This is a genomic window from Rhizobium sp. BK049 (assembly GCF_014193135.1).
In the GTDB taxonomy this organism is placed as follows: domain Bacteria; phylum Pseudomonadota; class Alphaproteobacteria; order Rhizobiales; family Rhizobiaceae; genus Rhizobium.
The window spans coordinates 53,603-71,540 of the sequence record NZ_JACHYV010000030.1; the positions used below are offsets into that span (position 1 = coordinate 53,603).

15 protein-coding genes are annotated in these 17,938 nt (G+C 63.3%); 13 read left to right on the forward strand and 2 right to left on the reverse strand.

What is annotated here, in order from left to right; all coding sequences use genetic code 11:
• Positions 1-168 precede the first annotated feature (168 nt).
• The 7 genes from FHT70_RS25740 (at position 169) to FHT70_RS25770 (ending at position 8,442) form a co-directional block, all read left to right on the forward strand.
• Positions 169-1,671, forward strand: a complete 1,503-nt coding sequence (locus FHT70_RS25740; protein ID WP_085776814.1) for an altronate dehydratase family protein — start codon at positions 169-171, stop codon at positions 1,669-1,671.
• A 46-nt stretch (positions 1,672-1,717) separates the two neighbouring features.
• Positions 1,718-2,737 carry an aldo/keto reductase gene (locus FHT70_RS25745; protein ID WP_183705742.1) on the forward strand — a complete coding sequence of 340 codons (1,020 nt, stop codon included), beginning with the start codon at positions 1,718-1,720 and terminating at the stop codon, positions 2,735-2,737.
• A gap of 9 nt (positions 2,738-2,746) precedes the next feature.
• Positions 2,747-3,193: an RbsD/FucU domain-containing protein gene (locus FHT70_RS25750; protein ID WP_183705744.1), complete on the forward strand. Its 447-nt coding sequence runs from the start codon at positions 2,747-2,749 to the stop codon at positions 3,191-3,193.
• Positions 3,194-3,402: 209 nt separating this feature from the next.
• A complete protein-coding gene (locus FHT70_RS25755; RefSeq protein WP_085776812.1) occupies positions 3,403-4,392 on the forward strand; it encodes an ABC transporter substrate-binding protein in 990 nt (329 codons plus the stop codon).
• Between the two features lie 104 nt (positions 4,393-4,496).
• Entirely contained in the window at positions 4,497-6,050 is a 1,554-nt protein-coding gene (locus tag FHT70_RS25760; RefSeq protein ID WP_183705746.1) for a sugar ABC transporter ATP-binding protein, read from the forward strand.
• A 129-nt stretch (positions 6,051-6,179) separates the two neighbouring features.
• Complete coding sequence (locus tag FHT70_RS25765; RefSeq protein WP_183705748.1) at positions 6,180-7,154, forward strand: ABC transporter permease; 975 nt, start codon at positions 6,180-6,182, stop codon at positions 7,152-7,154.
• A gap of 268 nt (positions 7,155-7,422) precedes the next feature.
• The gene (locus FHT70_RS25770) at positions 7,423-8,442 is read left to right on the forward strand and encodes a zinc-binding alcohol dehydrogenase family protein (RefSeq protein WP_183705750.1); all 1,020 of its coding nucleotides are present in this window, start codon (positions 7,423-7,425) and stop codon (positions 8,440-8,442) included.
• Between the two features lie 329 nt (positions 8,443-8,771).
• Here the strand turns inward: FHT70_RS25770 and FHT70_RS25775 are convergent, their stop codons facing one another.
• Together FHT70_RS25775 and FHT70_RS25780 are read right to left on the reverse strand one after the other, a co-directional pair.
• The gene (locus FHT70_RS25775; protein ID WP_183705752.1) at positions 8,772-9,497 is read right to left on the reverse strand and encodes a copper homeostasis protein CutC; all 726 of its coding nucleotides are present in this window, start codon (positions 9,495-9,497) and stop codon (positions 8,772-8,774) included.
• Positions 9,494-10,735: a LysR family transcriptional regulator gene (locus FHT70_RS25780; RefSeq protein WP_183705754.1), complete on the reverse strand. Its 1,242-nt coding sequence runs from the start codon at positions 10,733-10,735 to the stop codon at positions 9,494-9,496. Before FHT70_RS25780 ends, FHT70_RS25775 begins: the two co-directional genes overlap by 4 nt.
• A 411-nt stretch (positions 10,736-11,146) precedes the next feature.
• On the opposite strand from FHT70_RS25780, the gene FHT70_RS25785 reads away from it, so the two are divergent.
• The 6 genes from FHT70_RS25785 to FHT70_RS25810 all read left to right on the forward strand — a co-directional run bounded on the left by FHT70_RS25785 (position 11,147) and on the right by FHT70_RS25810 (position 17,887).
• Entirely contained in the window at positions 11,147-12,055 is a 909-nt protein-coding gene (locus tag FHT70_RS25785) for an ABC transporter substrate-binding protein (RefSeq protein ID WP_183705756.1), read from the forward strand.
• A gap of 67 nt (positions 12,056-12,122) precedes the next feature.
• On the forward strand, positions 12,123-13,289 hold the full coding sequence (locus FHT70_RS25790) for an ABC transporter permease (RefSeq protein WP_183705758.1): 1,167 nt from the start codon (positions 12,123-12,125) through the stop codon (positions 13,287-13,289).
• Entirely contained in the window at positions 13,286-14,230 is a 945-nt protein-coding gene (locus FHT70_RS25795) for an ABC transporter ATP-binding protein (RefSeq protein ID WP_183705760.1), read from the forward strand. The genes FHT70_RS25790 and FHT70_RS25795 overlap by 4 nt, the downstream gene beginning before the upstream one ends.
• Positions 14,227-14,976, forward strand: a complete 750-nt coding sequence (locus FHT70_RS25800; RefSeq protein ID WP_183705762.1) for an ABC transporter permease — start codon at positions 14,227-14,229, stop codon at positions 14,974-14,976. Before FHT70_RS25795 ends, FHT70_RS25800 begins: the two co-directional genes overlap by 4 nt.
• 47 nt (positions 14,977-15,023) lie before the next feature.
• Positions 15,024-15,419, forward strand: a complete 396-nt coding sequence (locus tag FHT70_RS25805; protein ID WP_183705764.1) for a VOC family protein — start codon at positions 15,024-15,026, stop codon at positions 15,417-15,419.
• An 8-nt stretch (positions 15,420-15,427) separates the two neighbouring features.
• Positions 15,428-17,887 (forward strand): glycoside hydrolase family 2 protein, encoded by a 2,460-nt coding sequence (locus tag FHT70_RS25810; RefSeq protein ID WP_183705766.1) that lies wholly within the window; start codon positions 15,428-15,430, stop codon positions 17,885-17,887.
• The last annotated feature ends 51 nt before the right edge of the window (positions 17,888-17,938 follow it).

The following is a 17,938-nucleotide window of genomic DNA, read 5'->3' on the forward strand; positions in this document are numbered from 1 at the left end:
CCGGAGCTTGTTCAAAATCCATTAGCGTATTTCCGATCGTCTGCGGCGCATTGCCTCCCTCGTCCACAGGATCAATATTCCCGTTGACTTGAAAATGTTTATTGTAGATAAAAAACAAAATCAATCGCATTCGCCGATGCAGCGAGCGTTTCCTTCAGGGAGAAGAGATTGGACAAACAGCCTTGGATCATCCTGTCGGCCGGCGACAATGTCGCGGTCGCAACGTCCGCCATCGCTGAGGGCTCGACGGTTGCCGGCGTCGAGGCCCGCCAGAAGATCGAGCCGGGCCACAAGGTGGCGATTGCCGATATTCCGCTCGGTTCGGCCGTGGTGAAATACGGACAGGCGATCGGCCGCACCACCGCCGAGGTCAAGGCCGGCGACCATGTGCACAGCCATAATCTGCATTTCGAAAACGACCGGCTCGCCGTCACCGCCAATTCGGCACCGGAAGAAGCAACCGCCGAGGACAAGGCGCGCACCTTCATGGGCTACCGCCGCGCCGATGGACGGGCGGCGACGCGCAATTATATCGGCATCATCGCCAGCGTGAACTGTTCCACCACCGTCTGCCGGGCGATCGCAGACGAGGCGAACCGGACGATCCTGCCGCATTATGACGGCATCGACGGTTTCGTGCCGATCGTGCATGACCAGGGCTGCGGCATGAGCTCGACCGGCGACGGCATGAACGTGCTGCACCGGACGCTTGCCGGCTATACCAGGCATGTCAATTTCGGCGGCGTGCTGATGATCGGCCTCGGCTGCGAGGTCAACCAGCTGACGCTTTACGGCCAGAGCGGCGCTGGCGCCTCCAAGCGCCATTTCAACATTCAGGATGCCGGCGGTTCTCGCCGTGCGGTCGAACGCGCCATGGGCGTGCTGCGCGAGATCGCCGCCGATGTCGGCAAGGAGAAGCGGGTTCCGATCTCGATCGGCGAGATCATCATTGGCCTGCAATGCGGCGGCTCGGACGGCTTTTCCGGCATCACCGCCAATCCGGCGCTCGGCGTCGCCGCCGATCTGCTGGCGGCGGCCGGCGGCACGGCGATCCTGTCGGAGACCTCGGAGATTTACGGCGCCGAACATCTGCTGCGCAGCCGCGCCGTCAGCGACGAGGTGGCGAGAAAGCTCGACGAGAAAATCGCCTGGTGGGAAGACTATGTCGCCCTGCATGGCGCCTCGCTCGACAACAACCCGTCGCCCGGCAACAAGCGCGGCGGTCTCACAACCATCCTGGAAAAGTCGCTCGGTGCGGTAGCCAAGGGTGGCCGCTCGCCGCTGACGGCGGTCTATGGTTATGCCGAGCGGGTGACAGCCCCCGGCCTCGTCTTCATGGACACGCCCGGCTACGACCCGGTTTCGGCAACCGGCCAGGTGGCCGGCGGGGCGAACATGATCGCGTTCACCACAGGCCGCGGCAGCTGCTTCGGCTGTCGGCCGGCGCCGTCCTTGAAGCTGTCGAGCAATTCGGCCCTCTATGCTTCGATGGAAGAGGACATGGACATCGATTGCGGCACCATCGCAACCGGTGACGCGACGATCAGCGGCAAGGGCCGCGAGATCTTCGACCTGATCGTCGATACGGCCTCCGGCAAGAAGACCAAGAGCGAGATCTTCGGTTACGGCGATAACGAATTCGTGCCTTGGCATCTCGGCGCAACGCTCTAGATGCGATGCTAAGCTTTTGTTTTTATGCAATTCCCGAGGGGGCATGATGAAGACGAGACGGATCGGCAAGACCGGCCTTGAGGTGACCGAGATCAGCTACGGCGCAGCGCCCCTCGGCGGTCTCTACCGCGCCTGCCCGCGTGAGCAGGCGATGGAAACGCTACAAGCGGCCTGGGACAGCGGCATCCGCTATTTCGACGTCGCCCCCTGGTATGGCCTCGGCCTTGCAGAACGGCGCGTCGGCGATTTCCTGCGTGACCAGGCGGACGGTGCCTACGTGCTTTCCACCAAGGTCGGGCGGCTGCTTCGGCCGGTGCCGACGGGATCGGTGCCGGATTACAGCTATGTCGATCCGCTCTCCTTCGATGCCGATTACGACTATTCCTATGACGGCATCATGCGCTCGGTCGAGTTCAGCTATGCGCGTCTCGGCCTCAACCGCATCGACATTCTCTACGTCCACGATATCGGCGTCTATACGCATGGCGCGGCGAAGAACGCGATCTATCAGAAGCAGCTTCTCGATTCCGGCATCAAGGCGCTGGAAGAATTGCGCTCCTCGGGCGCGATTTCCGCCTTCGGCCTCGGCGTCAACGAAGTGCCCGTCTGCCTCGACATCATGCGCCATGCCGATCTCGACTGCATCCTGCTGGCCGGCCGCTATACGCTGCTCGACCGTTCGGCGGTCGACGAACTCCTGCCACTCTGTCGGCAGAGGGGCACGTCGCTCGTCGTCGGCGGCGTCTTCAACTCCGGCATTCTCGCCACCGGCCCGGTGCCCGGCTCGCATTTCGATTATATGCCGGCAGACGAGGAGGTGCTCGCCAAGGTCGGCGCGATGGAGGCGATCGCCAAGAGCCACGGCGTGCCGCTCGCGGCCGCCGCCATGCAGTTTCCGCTGCGCGATCCGATCATCGCCTCGGTGCTGATCGGCACCGCCAAGCCCTCGAGCCTGACGCGCAACATGGAAACGGTCGCGACGCCGCTTGCCGACGGCATCTTTGCCGAATTCGAACCCTATACGCTCATCGCGCCGCCGCTCGGCACCGAAGCCGTCCGAGTCTGAGGAGATATTATGCTTAGAGGTATTCATCCGCTGCTCGGGCCCGACCTGCTCCATGCGCTGAAGACGATGGGACATGGCGACGACATCGTCATCGCAGACGCCAATTTTCCCGCCGGCTCGATGGGCCCGCCGGTCATCCGCGCCGATGGCGTCAGCGCCACCGACATGGCCGCAGCAATCCTGGCGCATATGCCGCTCGACACTTTCGTGCCGGAAACCGCATGGAGGATGGAGGTCGTCGGCGACCCCGGCGCCGTGCCCGAAGTGTGCGCGGAGTTCCAGCAGATCGTCTCGAAGCGCGCCGGCGATTTTGCCATCGTGCCGGTGGAGCGCTTCGCCTTCTACGCGATGGCCCGCAAGGCCGCCTATATCATCGCGACAACGGAGTTCCGGCTATACGGCAACCTGATTTTGAAAAAGGGCGTCGTGCACCCGCACGAGGTCGATCTGACCTGATAGCTATTTTAGGCTATCGTAGTAATGAAATAAAATCAGGTGCTTGGAGGGAGTCTTCCGGAGTAAAAAAGCGCATTCGATGCCCTTGCAATTTGTATGCGCCTCGGCTAGCTTCTGCCTGCAAATGTTTTTTATCGATAAAAACCTTCCGCCAGCGTTCAGCGGTCCGGTTTATTTGGAGGAGAACGCATCCTGAGAGGAGAACCTTTATGAGCATCGTGAAATCCCTTCTGTCCCGCCGCGCCTTTACCGCGCTGGCAGGTGCAGCCGTCATCGCCACGGCAATGCCGGTCACGTCCTTTGCCGCCGATGTGACGATCCCGATCATTGTCAAGGACACGACGTCCTTCTACTGGCAGATCGTTCTGGCCGGCGCCCGCAAGGCCGGCAAGGATCTCGGGGTCAACGTGCCAGAACTCGGCGCACAGGCCGAATCCGACATCAACGGCCAGATCAGCATTCTGGAAAACGCCGTCGCCGGCAAACCGGCCGCTATCGTCATCTCGCCGACCGAGTTCAAGGCGCTCGGTAAGCCGATCGACGAAGCCGCCAAGTCGGTTCCGATCATCGGCATCGACTCCGGTGCCGACTCCAAGGCATTCAAGTCGTTCCTGACGACCGACAACGTCCAGGGCGGCCGCATCGCCGCCGACGGTCTTGCCGCCGCGATCAAGGAAATGACAGGCAAGGAAGAAGGCGACATCGTCATCCTCACCAATCTTCCCGGCGTCGGCTCGCTCGAACAGCGCCGCGAAGGCTTCCTCGATCAGATCAAGACCAAGCATCCCGGTCTCAAGGTCATTGCCGACAAGTACGGCGACGGCCAGGCAACCACCGGCCTCAACATGATGACCGACCTGATCACGGCAAACCCGAAACTCGTCGGCGTCTTCGCCTCGAACCTGATCCTGGCGCAGGGCGTCGGCCAGGCGATCGCCGAAAACAAGCTCGGCGACAAAATCAAGGTCATCGGCTTCGACAGCGACGACAAGACGGTCGGCTTCCTCAAGGACGGCGCCATTGCCGGCCTCGTCGTTCAGGACCCCTATCGCATGGGTTATGACGGCATCAAGACCGCGCTTGCCGTCTCCAAGGGCGAGAAGGTTCCGGAAAATGTCGACACCGGCGCCAACCTCGTCACCAAGGCGAACATGTCCGACCCGAAGATCGACGCGCTCTTGAACCCGAAGATCAAGTAAGTCGACAGACGGCCGCGCCGGCTTCCAAAAACCGGCGCGGCCTTTTCCATCCATGGTATGGTTCACCAGGGTTGGAGCAGACGCGACAAGAGGAGGAGAGGTCCATGATCGGATTGGAAGAGGTCAGTCATCGCCACGATGATAGCGCCACGCTGAAAGAAGCCAATCGCATCGCCGCCGGATCGCCCATCCTCGAACTCAAAGGCCTGCAGAAGAATTACGGTCACGTGCAGGCGCTGAAGCCGGCGACGCTGACCTTCCTGGCCGGCGAAATCCACGCCATCGTCGGCGAAAACGGCGCCGGCAAATCAACCCTGATCAAATTGCTCACCGGCGTCATCACCCGCACGGCCGGCGAGGTGCTGTGGTGCGGCCATCCGGTGGGATTATCGACGCCGAACGAGGCGATCGCCCGCGGCATCAATGCAGTCCACCAGGAAGTGGTGCTCTGCCCGCACCTGACGGTCGCCGCCAACCTCTTCCTCGGCGACGAGGTCAACCGCTACGGCCTGATGCGCAAGAAGCAGATGGAGAAGATGGCGCAGGCCGTGCTCGACGATCTCGGCTTCGGCCTGCCGGCCGGCGCGCTTCTAAGCTCGCTGACGATCGGCCAGCAGCAGCTGGTGGCAACGGCACGCGCGGCGATGCGCGGCACGCAGTTCCTGATCTTCGACGAACCGACCGCCTATCTCACCCGGCAGGAATCGGCGCAGCTGTTCAAGCTGATCCGCCGCCTGCAGGGCGAAGGCGTCACCATCGTCTATATCAGCCACCGCATGGAGGAAGTCTTTGAGCTCGCCGACCGTGTCTCGGTGCTGCGCGACGGCACGCATGTCGGCACCCGCCTGATCGGCGAGACCAACGATGCCGAGCTGATCGCGTTGATGATCAATCGTTCGATCGAACAGATCTATCACAAGGAAGAGATTGCCATCGGCGAGACGATCGTCGAGGTCCGCGGCCTCTCCGGCCCGGGCTTCGAAGACGTGTCGCTCAGCGTCAAAGCCGGGCAGATCGTCGGACTCTACGGTCTGATCGGTGCCGGACGCAGCGAATTTGCGCTCGGCCTCTACGGGCGCCAGCCGATCAGCGCCGGTGACACCCAGTGGATGGGCAAGCCTGTCGATATCCGCAATGAACGCACGGCGATGGAGCTCGGCATTGCTCTGGCGCCCGAAAGCCGGCGTGACCAGGGGCTCTGCCTCAACCTGCCGATCGGCCTCAACATCAACCTGCCGGTGTTCGGGCGGTTGAGCCACGGGCCTGTGATCAATCACGCACGCGAATCGGCCAATGCCGACAAGCAGATCCGCGATCTCAGCATCAAGACGCCGAGCCGGCGGGTTCCCGCCTCCAGCATGTCGGGCGGCAACCAGCAGAAGATCGTCATCGGCAAATGGCTGAGCCATGGCGCGCGGCTGTTCATCTTTGACGAGCCGACCGTCGGCGTCGACGTCGGCACCAAGGCTGAGATCTACCGGCTGTTCGCCAAGCTTCTGAAGGAAGGAGCGGGCATCATCCTGATCTCCTCCTATCTGCCGGAGGTCTACGAGCTGGCCGACCGGCTGCACGTCTTCCGCGGCGGCAGGCTGGTCGCGAGCCATGATTTTCACGCGGCGACGCATGAACAAGTGCTCAGCGAAGCGATCGGCGTCTGAGCCAGAAGACTGGAGCAATTCCAGCAAAAAGTGTGAAGCGGTTTTGCGTCCGGAATTGCGTAAAAACACATTGATAGAGCATTTCTGCGGTTCGGAGAAAACGGAAGTGCTCTAAGAGGGAGAAAATTCATGACTGTCACCCCCACCGAAATCGTCGCGCCGCCGCCGCGCCGGAAAATGAACATCCTGTTCGGCCTCACACTGATCGGCCTGCTGGTCTTCCTCTGGATCGTGCTCGGCTTCGTCACCGCCAGCTTCTGGACGCCGCTCAATATCTCCAACCTGCTGCGCCAAGGCGCAATGACGGCGATCCTGGCGCTCGGCCAGACCTTCGTCATCATCACCGCCGGCATCGACCTGTCGGTTGGCGCAATCGTCGGCTTCTGCACCGTCATCATCGCCTGGCTGCTGCAGGCGGGCGTGCCGCTCTGGGGAGCGATCGCGCTGACGCTCGCCATCGGTGTTGCGATCGGCGCCTTCCATGGCTTCGGCATCGTGCATATGGGCCTACCGCCCTTCATCATCACGCTGGCGACGCTGACCTCGCTGCGCGGCATCGGCCTCCTGATCACCAACGGTTCGACGATCAGCATCACCGACGAGAGCTTCAGCAATTTCGCCCGCGCCGATTTTCTCGGCATTCCCAGTCTGTTCTGGATGGTCATCCTGGTGGCGGCGCCCTCCTTCGTCTTCCTGCATCTGAGCCGCTGGGGCCGCTATCTCTTCGCGGTCGGTTCGAATGCGGAAGCCGCGCGGCTTTCCGGCGTCAACGTCAAGGGCATGATCTATCTCGCCTATATCCTCTCGGCCGGCTTTGCCGCCTTCGTCGGCGTGCTGCTCGCCTCGCGCATCGCGATCGGCAATGCGACACAGGCCGACGGCTGGGAACTGCAGGCAATCGCCTCGTCGGTCATCGGCGGCACCAGCCTGTTCGGCGCCGTCGGTTCCGTGCACGGCCCGCTGATCGGCGCCTTCATTCTCGCCACCATCAACAACGGCGCGAACCTTCTGAACGTCAACTCCTTCTGGCAGCGCATCATCACCGGTCTGCTGATCATCGTGATCGTCTTCTTTGACCAGCTGCGCCGCCGCAAGAGCAGCTGAGCGGCGGGCAGGAAATCGTCCGCCTGCCGCCACTCATCCGCCTGCCAGCACCTTCTCCCCGTAAACGGGGCGAAGGGGGATAGCCGAAACCTCTCGGTCCCGCCAACGCCTCGTTTGGCACGTCCCCTCGCCCCGTTTGCGGGGGTCCGCAGGACGGGTCGAGACGAGTGGCTCGACCCCGATAAGGTGGGGTGAGGGGCAAGTTTTCCGCACGGACCGAACAGCAGTGGCCGACACAGAGTAAAGAACGAAGAATGCGAGACCTGTCATGAAAGCAGTTGTTTGCCGGGAACCCGGCGTGCTCGACATCATCGACCGCCCATCACCCGCCGCGCCGGCGCCCGGCTGGGTGCGGTTGGCCGTCAGCCATGTCGGCATCTGCGGCACCGATTATCATATCTTCGAGGGCAAGCACCCTTTCCTCGAATATCCCCGGGTCATGGGGCACGAGATCTCGGCGACGGTGATCGAGGCGGGCGACGGTGTCGCGCTTGCGGCCGGCACATCGGTCATCGTCAACCCCTATCTCTCCTGCGGCCAATGTGTCGCCTGCATCAAGGGGAAGCCGAATTGCTGCACCAACATCAAGGTGCTCGGCGTTCATACCGACGGCGCCTTCTGCGAGGAGATCTCCGTTCCCGCCGATAATCTTTATCCCGCCAAGGGCCTGAGCCTCGAGGCGGCGGCGACGACGGAGTTTCTGGCGATCGGCGCTCATGCGGTGCGCCGCTCGCTGGCCGGTGCCGGCGCGCGCTCGCTCGTCATCGGCGCCGGGCCGATCGGGCTCGGCGCGGCGATCTTCTCGCGCATCGCCGGCCATGACGTAACGCTGCTCGATACCAGCGCCGAGCGGCTGCAGATGGCCGCCGAACGCTTCGGCTTCACCTCCGGCATCGTCGCCGATGAAGGAACCGCGAATGCTGTGCGGGAAAAAACCAATGGCGACGGTTTCGATGTGGTCTTCGACGCGACGGGTTATGGTCCGTCGATGGAGAAAGCCTTCTCCTTCGTCGCCCATGGCGGCGCACTAGTGCTGGTCAGCGTCGTCAAGGACGATATCCGCTTCTCCGACCCCGAATTTCACAAGCGCGAAATGATGTTGATCGGCAGCCGCAACGCCACGCGTGCCGACTTCGAGCATGTGGCGGATTCGATTGCCAAGGGGCTTGTGCCGGTGGACAAGCTGATCACCCACCGCACGACGCTCGATAATGCGCCGCGCGATCTCGCCCGCTGGGCGCATGAGAAGAGCGGGCTGATCAAGGCGGTGATTCGGGTTGGGGGGTAGGTAATTCCTGCCGGGGCGTGACTGTTTTTACAAGGGGACGTGGGGAACGGAGACGGTGCGGCATATCCTCTTCTCCCCAGCGGGGAGAAGGTGACCCGAAGGGTCGGATGAGGGGGCCACACGGAACACCCGCACGTTCAAAACTATCCCGCACGCAGGGGCACACGATCGAAGGACGCCGTTGCCGTCGGAGGCCGGTAACCTTATCGGAAAAACCGGCGTTGGCGGCCCCCTCATCCGCCCTACGGGCACCTTCTCCCCGCTGGGGAGAAGAGGGAATCGAGAGGCTGCGGCTTGTCCTTCGCCCGTTTACGGGACCAAGGGCGAACTTAACCCGCTCCCTCGATCGCCCTACACATCTGCCTGACCACAGCGACATCCGTCCGGTTCGTGCTCTTCGCCTCGAAACCAAACGCCACCGCGCGCGGATCGGCGCTTTCGACCGGCGAGCTGCAGGATCCATGCACTTCCCGGGCGCCGGTCGCACGGAGAATTTCGCCGACATTGGCGGGGCGGATGCCGCTGCCGGGCATGATCGAGATGCGGCCGGCCGCTTTCTCCGAAAGACGCTTCAGCGTGTCGATCCCATCGGCGGCCTTGACCGCGCAGCCGGAGGTAAGGATGCGTTCGCAGCCGAGTTCGATTGCCTGTTCCAGCGCCTGATCGGCGTCCGGCACCAGGTCGAAAGCGCGGTGCAGCGTCGAACCGAGGCCGACGGCATGCGCTTTCAGCCGGCGGATCAGCGGCAGGTCGAGCGTGCCGTCCGGGCGGTTGGCGCCGATGACGACGCCGGCGAGGCCGGCGGCGCGCACCGCCTCGATGTCGAGCATCATCGCCTGCTCGTCGAGGCCGTCGAAAATGAAGGGGCCGGCATGCGGGCGGATCATGGCATAGATCGGAACGGGCGCCCGGGCAGCGATCCGCATCAGGCTCGGCAGTGGCGTCAGGCCGCCGAGCTCCAGCGCCGAGCAGAGCTCGATGCGGCCGGCGCCGCCTTCGATCGCGGCAGCGAGACCCGCGGCGCTGTCGACGCATACTTCGAGCGAAATCGTCATGCAGTCTCCCTGGCTCCGTCGACCTGTCTTGTGATGTGCGCGGCCGTTTCCGACGTCATTCTGGCAGCCGCAGCGATGATCATCTCGCAGGCATCGGCAGCGGCTTTTCGATGGTTGAAGGCGACGTGATAGGACATCGGTAGACGCTCGTCGAGATCGACGATGCGCACCTTGTCGGCGATCGGCATGGCGCTGACGCGGCCGAGGAAGGAGACGTAGCCGTGATTGGCGACGAGGTCGACGATGACAGGCAGCGAATCCGCCGCGGTGATATCCCGGCTGCGCAAGCGCCGGTCGGGTGCGCGCTCGTCGCTGAAGGCCATGGCCGCGTGGCCGAGGCCGGTGCGCGGGCTCGGCGTGCAGATCGCATGCGCGGCGACGAGTTCGGCGACCGAGGTTTGCGTGCTTTGCGGCGGCGCGATCACCACCATGTCGGTCTGCAGCAGTTCGCGATGCCGGAAGTGCTCGAGGCCGAAGACCGAATCCAGGATGGCGACATCGATGCGGCCGCTTTTCAGCGCCTCGCGCAGGTCGTCGGCGGTCATCGAGACCAGCGAGATCGCATTGTTGCTGCGGTGCGCATTCCACTCGGAAACGAGCAAGCCCAAGCAGCGCGCCACCCAGCTTTCCGATCCGGTCGGGATGATCGAGCCGATGCGCAGCGATCGGGCGGTGCGCCGGTAGCGCTCGTCTGCAGCCTGTTTCAGATCGTTCCACGCCTGGCTGATCGCCATGAAGATCTGGTAGGCGTGCCGGCCCTCCTCCGTCAGCACCGAACCCTGCGCCTGCCGCTCGAACAGGCGGCGACCAAGGAACTTCTCGAGATTGGCAAGCTGCAGCGAAAGCTGCGGTTGCCCCAAGCGAAGGCGGCGGGCGGCGCGGTTGATGCTGCCCTGGTCAGCCACCTCGAGAAAACGCTCGATCGCGACGACCTTGACGGGAATACGCGACGCCCAGGATTCGTAAGCCCCGGCGGTCGCGCTCTCATGGCCCACGAGTTGATGAAGCTGCCCGATCGCAGCAGTGATCTGCTCCAGCCCTTCCTGCACCCTGTCGCTTGCGAGCAGCGTCGCCAGCTCGCCCGACGAACGTTCCGTCAACTTCATCGCCAATTCGGTTTCAAGCTGGCGGATCGCCGTCGAGGCGGTGGAGGGCGACAGCTGGAAGCGGCGCGCGGTCTCGCGGACCGAGCCGGAACTCAGGACATGGCCGGCAATGAAAAGGGCACCCAGATGCAAAGAACTCGCTCCGAAAGCGCTGGAAAAACCGGACGATATGATGTGTTCGGCAAAAAAGATATCCCCGCCTGAGGATCGGCGTTCTATCGTCTGCACATAAAAATCCGGGCGGCGATGTTTTCGCAAAAAGAGCACCGGAACACCGTGGAAACACGCAAGGGGACAAAAACAAATCGCGCCGGCCCTGGAAAAGGGAATGCGTTTCCGCGCAGGGAGATGCGTTCGCCGCCATAATCGTCAGCGCGACCGCAAATACTGGAGGGGGCTTGCATCGATTTTTCGGGTAGGCACGCTATTTCCATGACGCACGCAATTCGGATGATGGCGGCCTCACCGCCCTCGCCGGCGGATTTCCTGCGCGCAAGCTCCCGGGCTTGAGCCTTATCAACGGTGTTTAAAAGGGGATATTCCATGCTGAAGAAACTCGCACTTGCCGTTTCACTCTCCGCCTTCGCGGCGGGTACGGTTCAGGCCGCAGACGTCGTCGTCTCGTCGAAGATCGATACCGAGGGCACGCTGCTCGGCAATGTCATCGCGCTGGCACTCGAAGCGAACGGCATCAAGACGCAGGACCGTATCGCGCTTGGCGCCACACCCGTGGTGCGCAAGGCGATCACCGCAGGTGAAATCGATATCTATCCCGAATATACCGGCAATGCCGGCTTCTTCTTCAACAAGGCCGACGACGCCGCCTGGAAGAACAACGAGCAGGGTTACGAGCTGGCGAAGAAGCTCGATTACGAAGCCAACAAGATCGTCTGGCTGACGCCGTCGCCGGCCAACAATACCTGGGCGCTTGCTGTGCGCAACGACGTCGCCGTGCCGAACAAGCTGAAGACCATGTCGGACTTCGGCAAATGGGTCGCCGGCGGCGGCGCCGTCAAACTTGCGGCTTCGGCCGAGTTCGTCAATTCCGCCGGCGCGCTGCCCGCCTTCCAGACGACCTACGGCTTCCAGCTGAAGCCCGACCAGACGGTCGTGCTCTCGGGCGGCGATACCGCGGCGACGATCAAGGCGGCCGCCGACCAGACGAACGGCGTCAACACCGCCATGGTCTATGGCACCGACGGCGCGATCGAGGCGGCCGAGCTCACCGTTCTCGAAGACGACAAGGGCGTGCAGCAGGTCTATGCGCCGACTCCGATCATCCGCGAGGAGGTGCTGAAGGCCAATCCGGAGATCGAGGAAATCCTCTCGCCGATCTTCAAGAGCCTGAGCGCCGACGAATTGCGCAAGCTCAACGCCAAGATCCAGGTCGACGGCGAGCCCGCAAAGTCCGTCGCCGAAGCCTATCTGAAGGAAAAAGGCTTCCTGAAGTAATCATCGCCCGCTCCGCCCCTCGCGGGCGGAGCCTCCCTTTGCCGACAGGCCAGACAGGGTTGGATTGATGGAAGAAACCTCAGCGGTCCGCAGGCTGGACCGGCTCGGCGTGGTTCTGGTGGCCGGCGGCATTGCGGCGACGGCGCTGATGCCCTTCATCTATGTCAAGGCGAACCGCATCGCCGCCGGCAAGCCGATGCTGCTGACGCAGCTTCTTCCCCAGCCCTCCGTCATTGTCCTTATCGTCCTCCTCGTCCTGACCGCCTTAGCCACCTTGTTCCTCGCCAATGCAGTGGCGCGGCTTGTGGTCGCCACGTTTTGCCTGGCGGCGCTGGTCGCGGCGATCGGCCTCGTCTCGACCGCGGCGACGCCGCCCGGCAGCACGGTGGCGCGCATGACGCCCGGCGGCGGTTTCTGGCTGCTGTTTGCGGTGATCGGGCTGATCATCTCGGACGCGCTGGTCAAAATCCGGCTGGCGCCCTGGATGCGGGTGGCAGCGCTGGCAGCTTACACGGCGCTGCTCTTCACCTTCCTCGCCTCCGGCCTGCTCGACAGCCTGTCGATCATGAAGGAATTTTCCACGAGGGCGGCGCAGTTCCGGACGGAGGCATTTTCGCATCTGCTGCTGGCGCTGGGCTCGCTTGTTATCGCCATCGTTCTCGGCCTGCCGCTCGGGATCCTCTGCTTCTGGGTGCCGAAACTGCGCGCCGTCGTTCTGCAGGGCCTGAGCCTCATCCAGACGATCCCCAGTCTCGCCCTCTTCGGCCTGTTGATGCTCCCGCTTGGTTATCTCGCCACCCATGTGCCGCTGGCGGCCGCTGTCGGCATCCGCGGCATCGGTACGGCGCCGGCATTGATCGCGCTGGTGCTCTATTCGCTGCTGCCGATCGTCGCCAATACCGTCGTCGGCCTGCAGGGCGTCGATGCCTCCGTGCGCGATGCGGCGGCCGGCATGGGGCTGACCCGCCGGCAGATCCTTACCGGCATCGACATGCCGCTCGCCTTTCCGGTCATCCTCACCGGCATCCGCATCGTGCTGGTGCAGGCGATCGGCATGGTGACGATCGCCGCGCTGATCGGCGGCGGCGGTTTCGGCATCTTCATCTTCCAGGGGCTCGGCCAGACCGCGATGGACCTCGTCTTGCTTGGCGCCGTGCCGACCGTCTTCTTCGCCTTCTCATCGGCCGTCATCCTTGATGCGGTCATCGACAGCATCCGGGGGCCCTCCGCATGAGCATGATCGAGATCAGCAACGTCACCAAGCGCTACGGTGCGGCCACTGTCGTCGACAGGGTCTCGATGCGTGTCGAGAAGGGCGAGATCACCGTCATCGTCGGCACATCGGGCTCCGGCAAATCGACGCTGATGCGGATGATCAACCGGCTGGTGCCGATCAGCGAAGGCGAGATTTTCGTCGGCGGGCAGAATGTGATGGATGTCGAGGTCACCGAACTTCGCCGCAAGATCGGCTATGCCATCCAAGGCCACGGCCTGTTTCCGCATCGGACCGTGGCGCAGAATATCGCCACCGTGCCGCAGCTGCTCGAATGGGATTCCAAACGTATCGCCGCCCGCGTCGAGGAGCTGCTCGGGCTTTTCAACCTCGATCCGGCTGAGTTCGCCGACAAATATCCGCATCAGCTTTCCGGCGGCCAGCAGCAGCGCGTCGGCGTCGCGCGGGCGCTGGCCGCCGAACCGGAACTGCTGTTGATGGACGAGCCCTTCGGCGCGCTCGATCCCGTCATCCGCGGCAAGGCGCAGGACGACCTGCTGGCGATCCAGAAGCAGTTCGGCACAACCATCATCCTCGTCACCCACGATATGGACGAGGCCTTCCATCTCGGTAATCAGATCGCGGTGATGAGCAAGGGCCGATTGCTGCAATGCTCGACGCCGGAAAAGATCCTCACCGAACCCGCCGATCCCTTCGTGCAGCAGCTGACCGGCACCTCCGACCGCGCGCTGAAGCTGATGTCGCTGCTGCCGCTGAAGGAGAGCATGGAGCCGGCCAAGGGCGGTCTTTCCTATGCCTTGCCGCAGTCGCTCAGCCTGCGCGACGCGCTGGCCGAAATGATCTGGCAGGGGGTCGACGAGGCGGCGGTGCAGGACGGCGAAAAGGCGCCTGTGGGATCGATCTCGATGGCGCGGCTGCTCGAACTGGGCCGCAAGGCATGAAACTCGTCGCCGCCAATTTTTTCCGCGTGGCCGCGCTTGCCCTGCTGCTCATCCTGCTGTTCAAGACGGATTGGCTTTCCTTCCTGTTTGTGCCGCTAACGAACAATAATGCGCCCGCGGTCTATACGCAGAACAGCCTTGCCTCGCTCGCGCTCGGACATCTGCAGCTCGTCGTCGGCTCGATCGCCTGCAGCGCCGTGCTTGCCGTTCTCGGCGGCATCTTCGTGACGCGGCAAAGCGGCGCCGATTTCCTGCCGCTGTCGCGCGCCATCGCCAATGCCGGGCAGACCTTCCCCCCCGTCGCGGTGCTGGCGCTCGCCGTGCCCGCCACCGGCTTCGGCGCCATGCCGACGCTGATCGCGCTCTTCCTCTACGGCCTGCTGCCGATCTTCGAAAACACCGTCGCCGGCCTGAAACAGGTGTCTCCGCAGGTGCTCGACGCCGCCGACGGCATGGGCATGAACGGCACGCAACGTCTTTTCCGCGTCGAGCTGCCGCTTGCCCTGCCGCTGATCCTCGAAGGGCTGAAGGTCGCGACGGTGATCAATATCGGCACGGCAACGATCGGCTCGACGGTTGCGGCCAAGGGCCTCGGCGAGGTGATCATCGCCGGGCTGATATCGGACAATACCGCCTTCATCCTGCAGGGCGGGCTGATCGTCGGCCTGATGGCAGTGTTGATCTATGACGCCATGGGCCTCGTCGAAGCGGCGATCACGCAAAGAATCGGCTTGCGCGCGGCTTAAGATGACCGCTACCACGGCTGCCGTGATCGACGCAATGGGAGGCAGAATTGGCGAAGATGATCCACTCCATGATCCGTGTTCTCGACGAGGCGCGCTCGGTCGACTTCTACAGCAAGGCGTTCGGTCTTACGGTCGCCGACCGCGTCGACTTCGACACCTTCACGCTGATCTATCTGAGCAATGCCGAGACCGGATTCGAGCTGGAGCTGACCGTCAACAAGGGCCGCACCGAACCCTATGATCTCGGCAAAGGCTATGGCCATCTCGCCGTTTCGGTCGAAGAAGTTGCCATTGAGCGCGAGCGCATGGTGAAACTGGGGCTTAAACCCGGCGAGCTGGTGGAGCTCAACCGCGACGGCAAGTTGTTCGGCCTGTTCTTCTTCGTCAGCGATCCCGACGGCTACAAGATCGAGGTGCTGCAGCGCCACGGGCGGTTTCTCTAGGACATAAGATGATTGCGAAAACTGCGCTCGATTCCGGCTGGACGCTTCACTGCAACGATACAGGAAGGCCGGGACTGCCGGATGCGATACCGGCGACGGTGCCGGGCTGCGTCCATACCGACCTTCTCGCCAACCGGCTGATCGCCGATCCCTATATCGACGTCAACGAGATCACCAATGACTGGATCGGCAAGACCGACTGGACCTATCGCTGCCGGTTCGAGGCCGCGCCGGATGAGGGCAGAGTGCATGAGCTCGTCTTCGACGGGCTTGATACGATCGCCGTCATCCGCCTCAACGGCGAAGAGATCGGCCGCACTTTCAACATGCACCGCACCTACCGTTTCGATGTTTCCGGGCTGCTGAAGGCCGGCGCAAACGAACTCTCCGTCACCTTCCGCTCCGCCTATGCCTATGGCGCGGAGATGGAGAAACATTACGGCTACCGCCCCAACAACTATCCGGGGCCGGGCAATCTGATGCGCAAGATGGCCCGCAATTTCGGCTGGGACTGGGGGCCAACGCTGGTGACGGCCGGCGTCTGGAAGCCGGTGCGTCTGGAAAGCTGGGACCGGGCGCGGCTTGCCGAGACGCGGGTGTCTGCAAGCCTTGCCGGCGGCGACGGGCTGGTGACGGTGCATGCGAGGCTGGCGCGCCATGGCAAAGCTGGGGCGTGCCTGCTGGTTGCCGCAATCGGCGGCGTGACGACGGCGGTGGCGGTGGCCGCCAGCGAAGACGAGGTTTCGTTCCAGATCACGCTGCCCTCGCCGCAGCTCTGGTGGCCGCACCATCTCGGTGCGCAGCCGCTCTATCCGCTGATGCTCACGCTGATCGACGAGGCCAGCGGCGATCTGCTCGACAGCTTCGAGCGCGAGCTCGGCTTCCGTTCGCTCAGGCTCGATACCTCGGCCGACGAGCACGGCTCGGCCTTCACCTTCGTCATCAACGACGTGCCGCTGTTCATCGCCGGCGCCAACTGGATTCCCGACGATTGTTTCCCCTCGCGGGTGACGCCCGAGCGTTATGCCGCACGGATCGGCGAGGCGAAGGCCGCCAATATCCATATGCTGCGCGTCTGGGGCGGCGGCATCTTCGAGCGTGATGAGTTCTACGCTGCCTGCGACCGGGCCGGCATGCTGGTCTGGCAGGATTTCCTCTTTGCCTGCGCCGCCTATCCCGAGGAGGAGCCGCTTCGAAGCGAGGCCGAGGCGGAGGTGCGCGACAATGTCGCGCGGCTGATGCCGCATGCCTCATTGATCCTCTGGAACGGCAACAACGAGAATATCTGGGGCTTCGACGAATGGGGCTGGCGGCCGGTCATCAGGGCCGGCGAGAGCTGGGGGCTCGGCTATTATCTCGACCTGCTGCCGAAGCTCTGCCGCGAGCTCGATCCCGACCGGCCCTATTATCCCGGCAGCCCCTATTCCGGCTCGATGGAGATCGAACCCAATGCCGACGGACATGGCTGCAAACATATCTGGGACGTGTGGAACGATGTCGGCTACGAGATCTACCGCAACTATATCCCGCGATTCTGCTCCGAATTCGGCTGGCAGGCGCCAGCAAATTGGGCGACGATCGAACAGAGCGTGCACGATCAGCCGCTGACGCCGCAGTCGAACGGCGTTTTCCATCATCAGAAGGCAACGCTGGGCAATGACAAGCTGATCCGCGGTCTTGCCGGCCATCTGCCGGAACCGAAGACGATGGAGGACTGGCACTTCGCCACCCAGCTCAACCAGGCGCGCGCCATCCGTTTCGGCATCGAGCACATGCGCTCGCATCGGGCTATCTGCAAGGGCGCGGTGGTCTGGCAGTTCAACGACTGCTGGCCGGTGACCTCCTGGGCCGCGCTTGACTCGGCCGGACGCCGCAAGCCGCTCTGGTATGCGCTGAAATCAGCCTATGATCCGCGCCTGCTGACGATCCAGCCACGCGAGGGCGGACTGGCTGCGGTCGCCGTCAACGAGAGAACGCTGTTCTGGCGGGCGAAGATTGCCGGCAAGCGTTTGACGCTCGATGGAACCGTGCTCGCCGAATTCGAATTCTGGCGGCTGCTCTGCGACCGTTTCGAAGCGAAAGAGTTTCCGCTGCCGAGCGATATCGTCACTCCGAACTTACCGAAGGACGAAGTCGTTGTCGTCGAGATGCTGGACCGGCGGGCGTTTCACTATTTCGTCGAGGATATCGACCTCGCCCTGCCAGCGCCGCGGCTGAGCGTCGATGTCACCGGGATCGACGGGGGCTTCGCCATCACGGTGACGGCGGAGAATTTTCTCAAGGACCTCTGCCTGATGGCGGATCGGCTGGATGCGGAGGCGGTTGTGGATTCCATGCTGGTGACGTTGTTGCCGGGCGAGAGCCATGTGTTTGCGGTGAAGACGGTAAAGGCGATCAAGGCAGAAGATATCACCGTCGGCACCGTGCTGCGATCGGCCAATGATCTTGTTGCCGGTTCGCGCCAGTGACTGCCCCTCACCCTAGCCCTCTCCCCGCTTGCGGTGAGAGGGGACGTACCC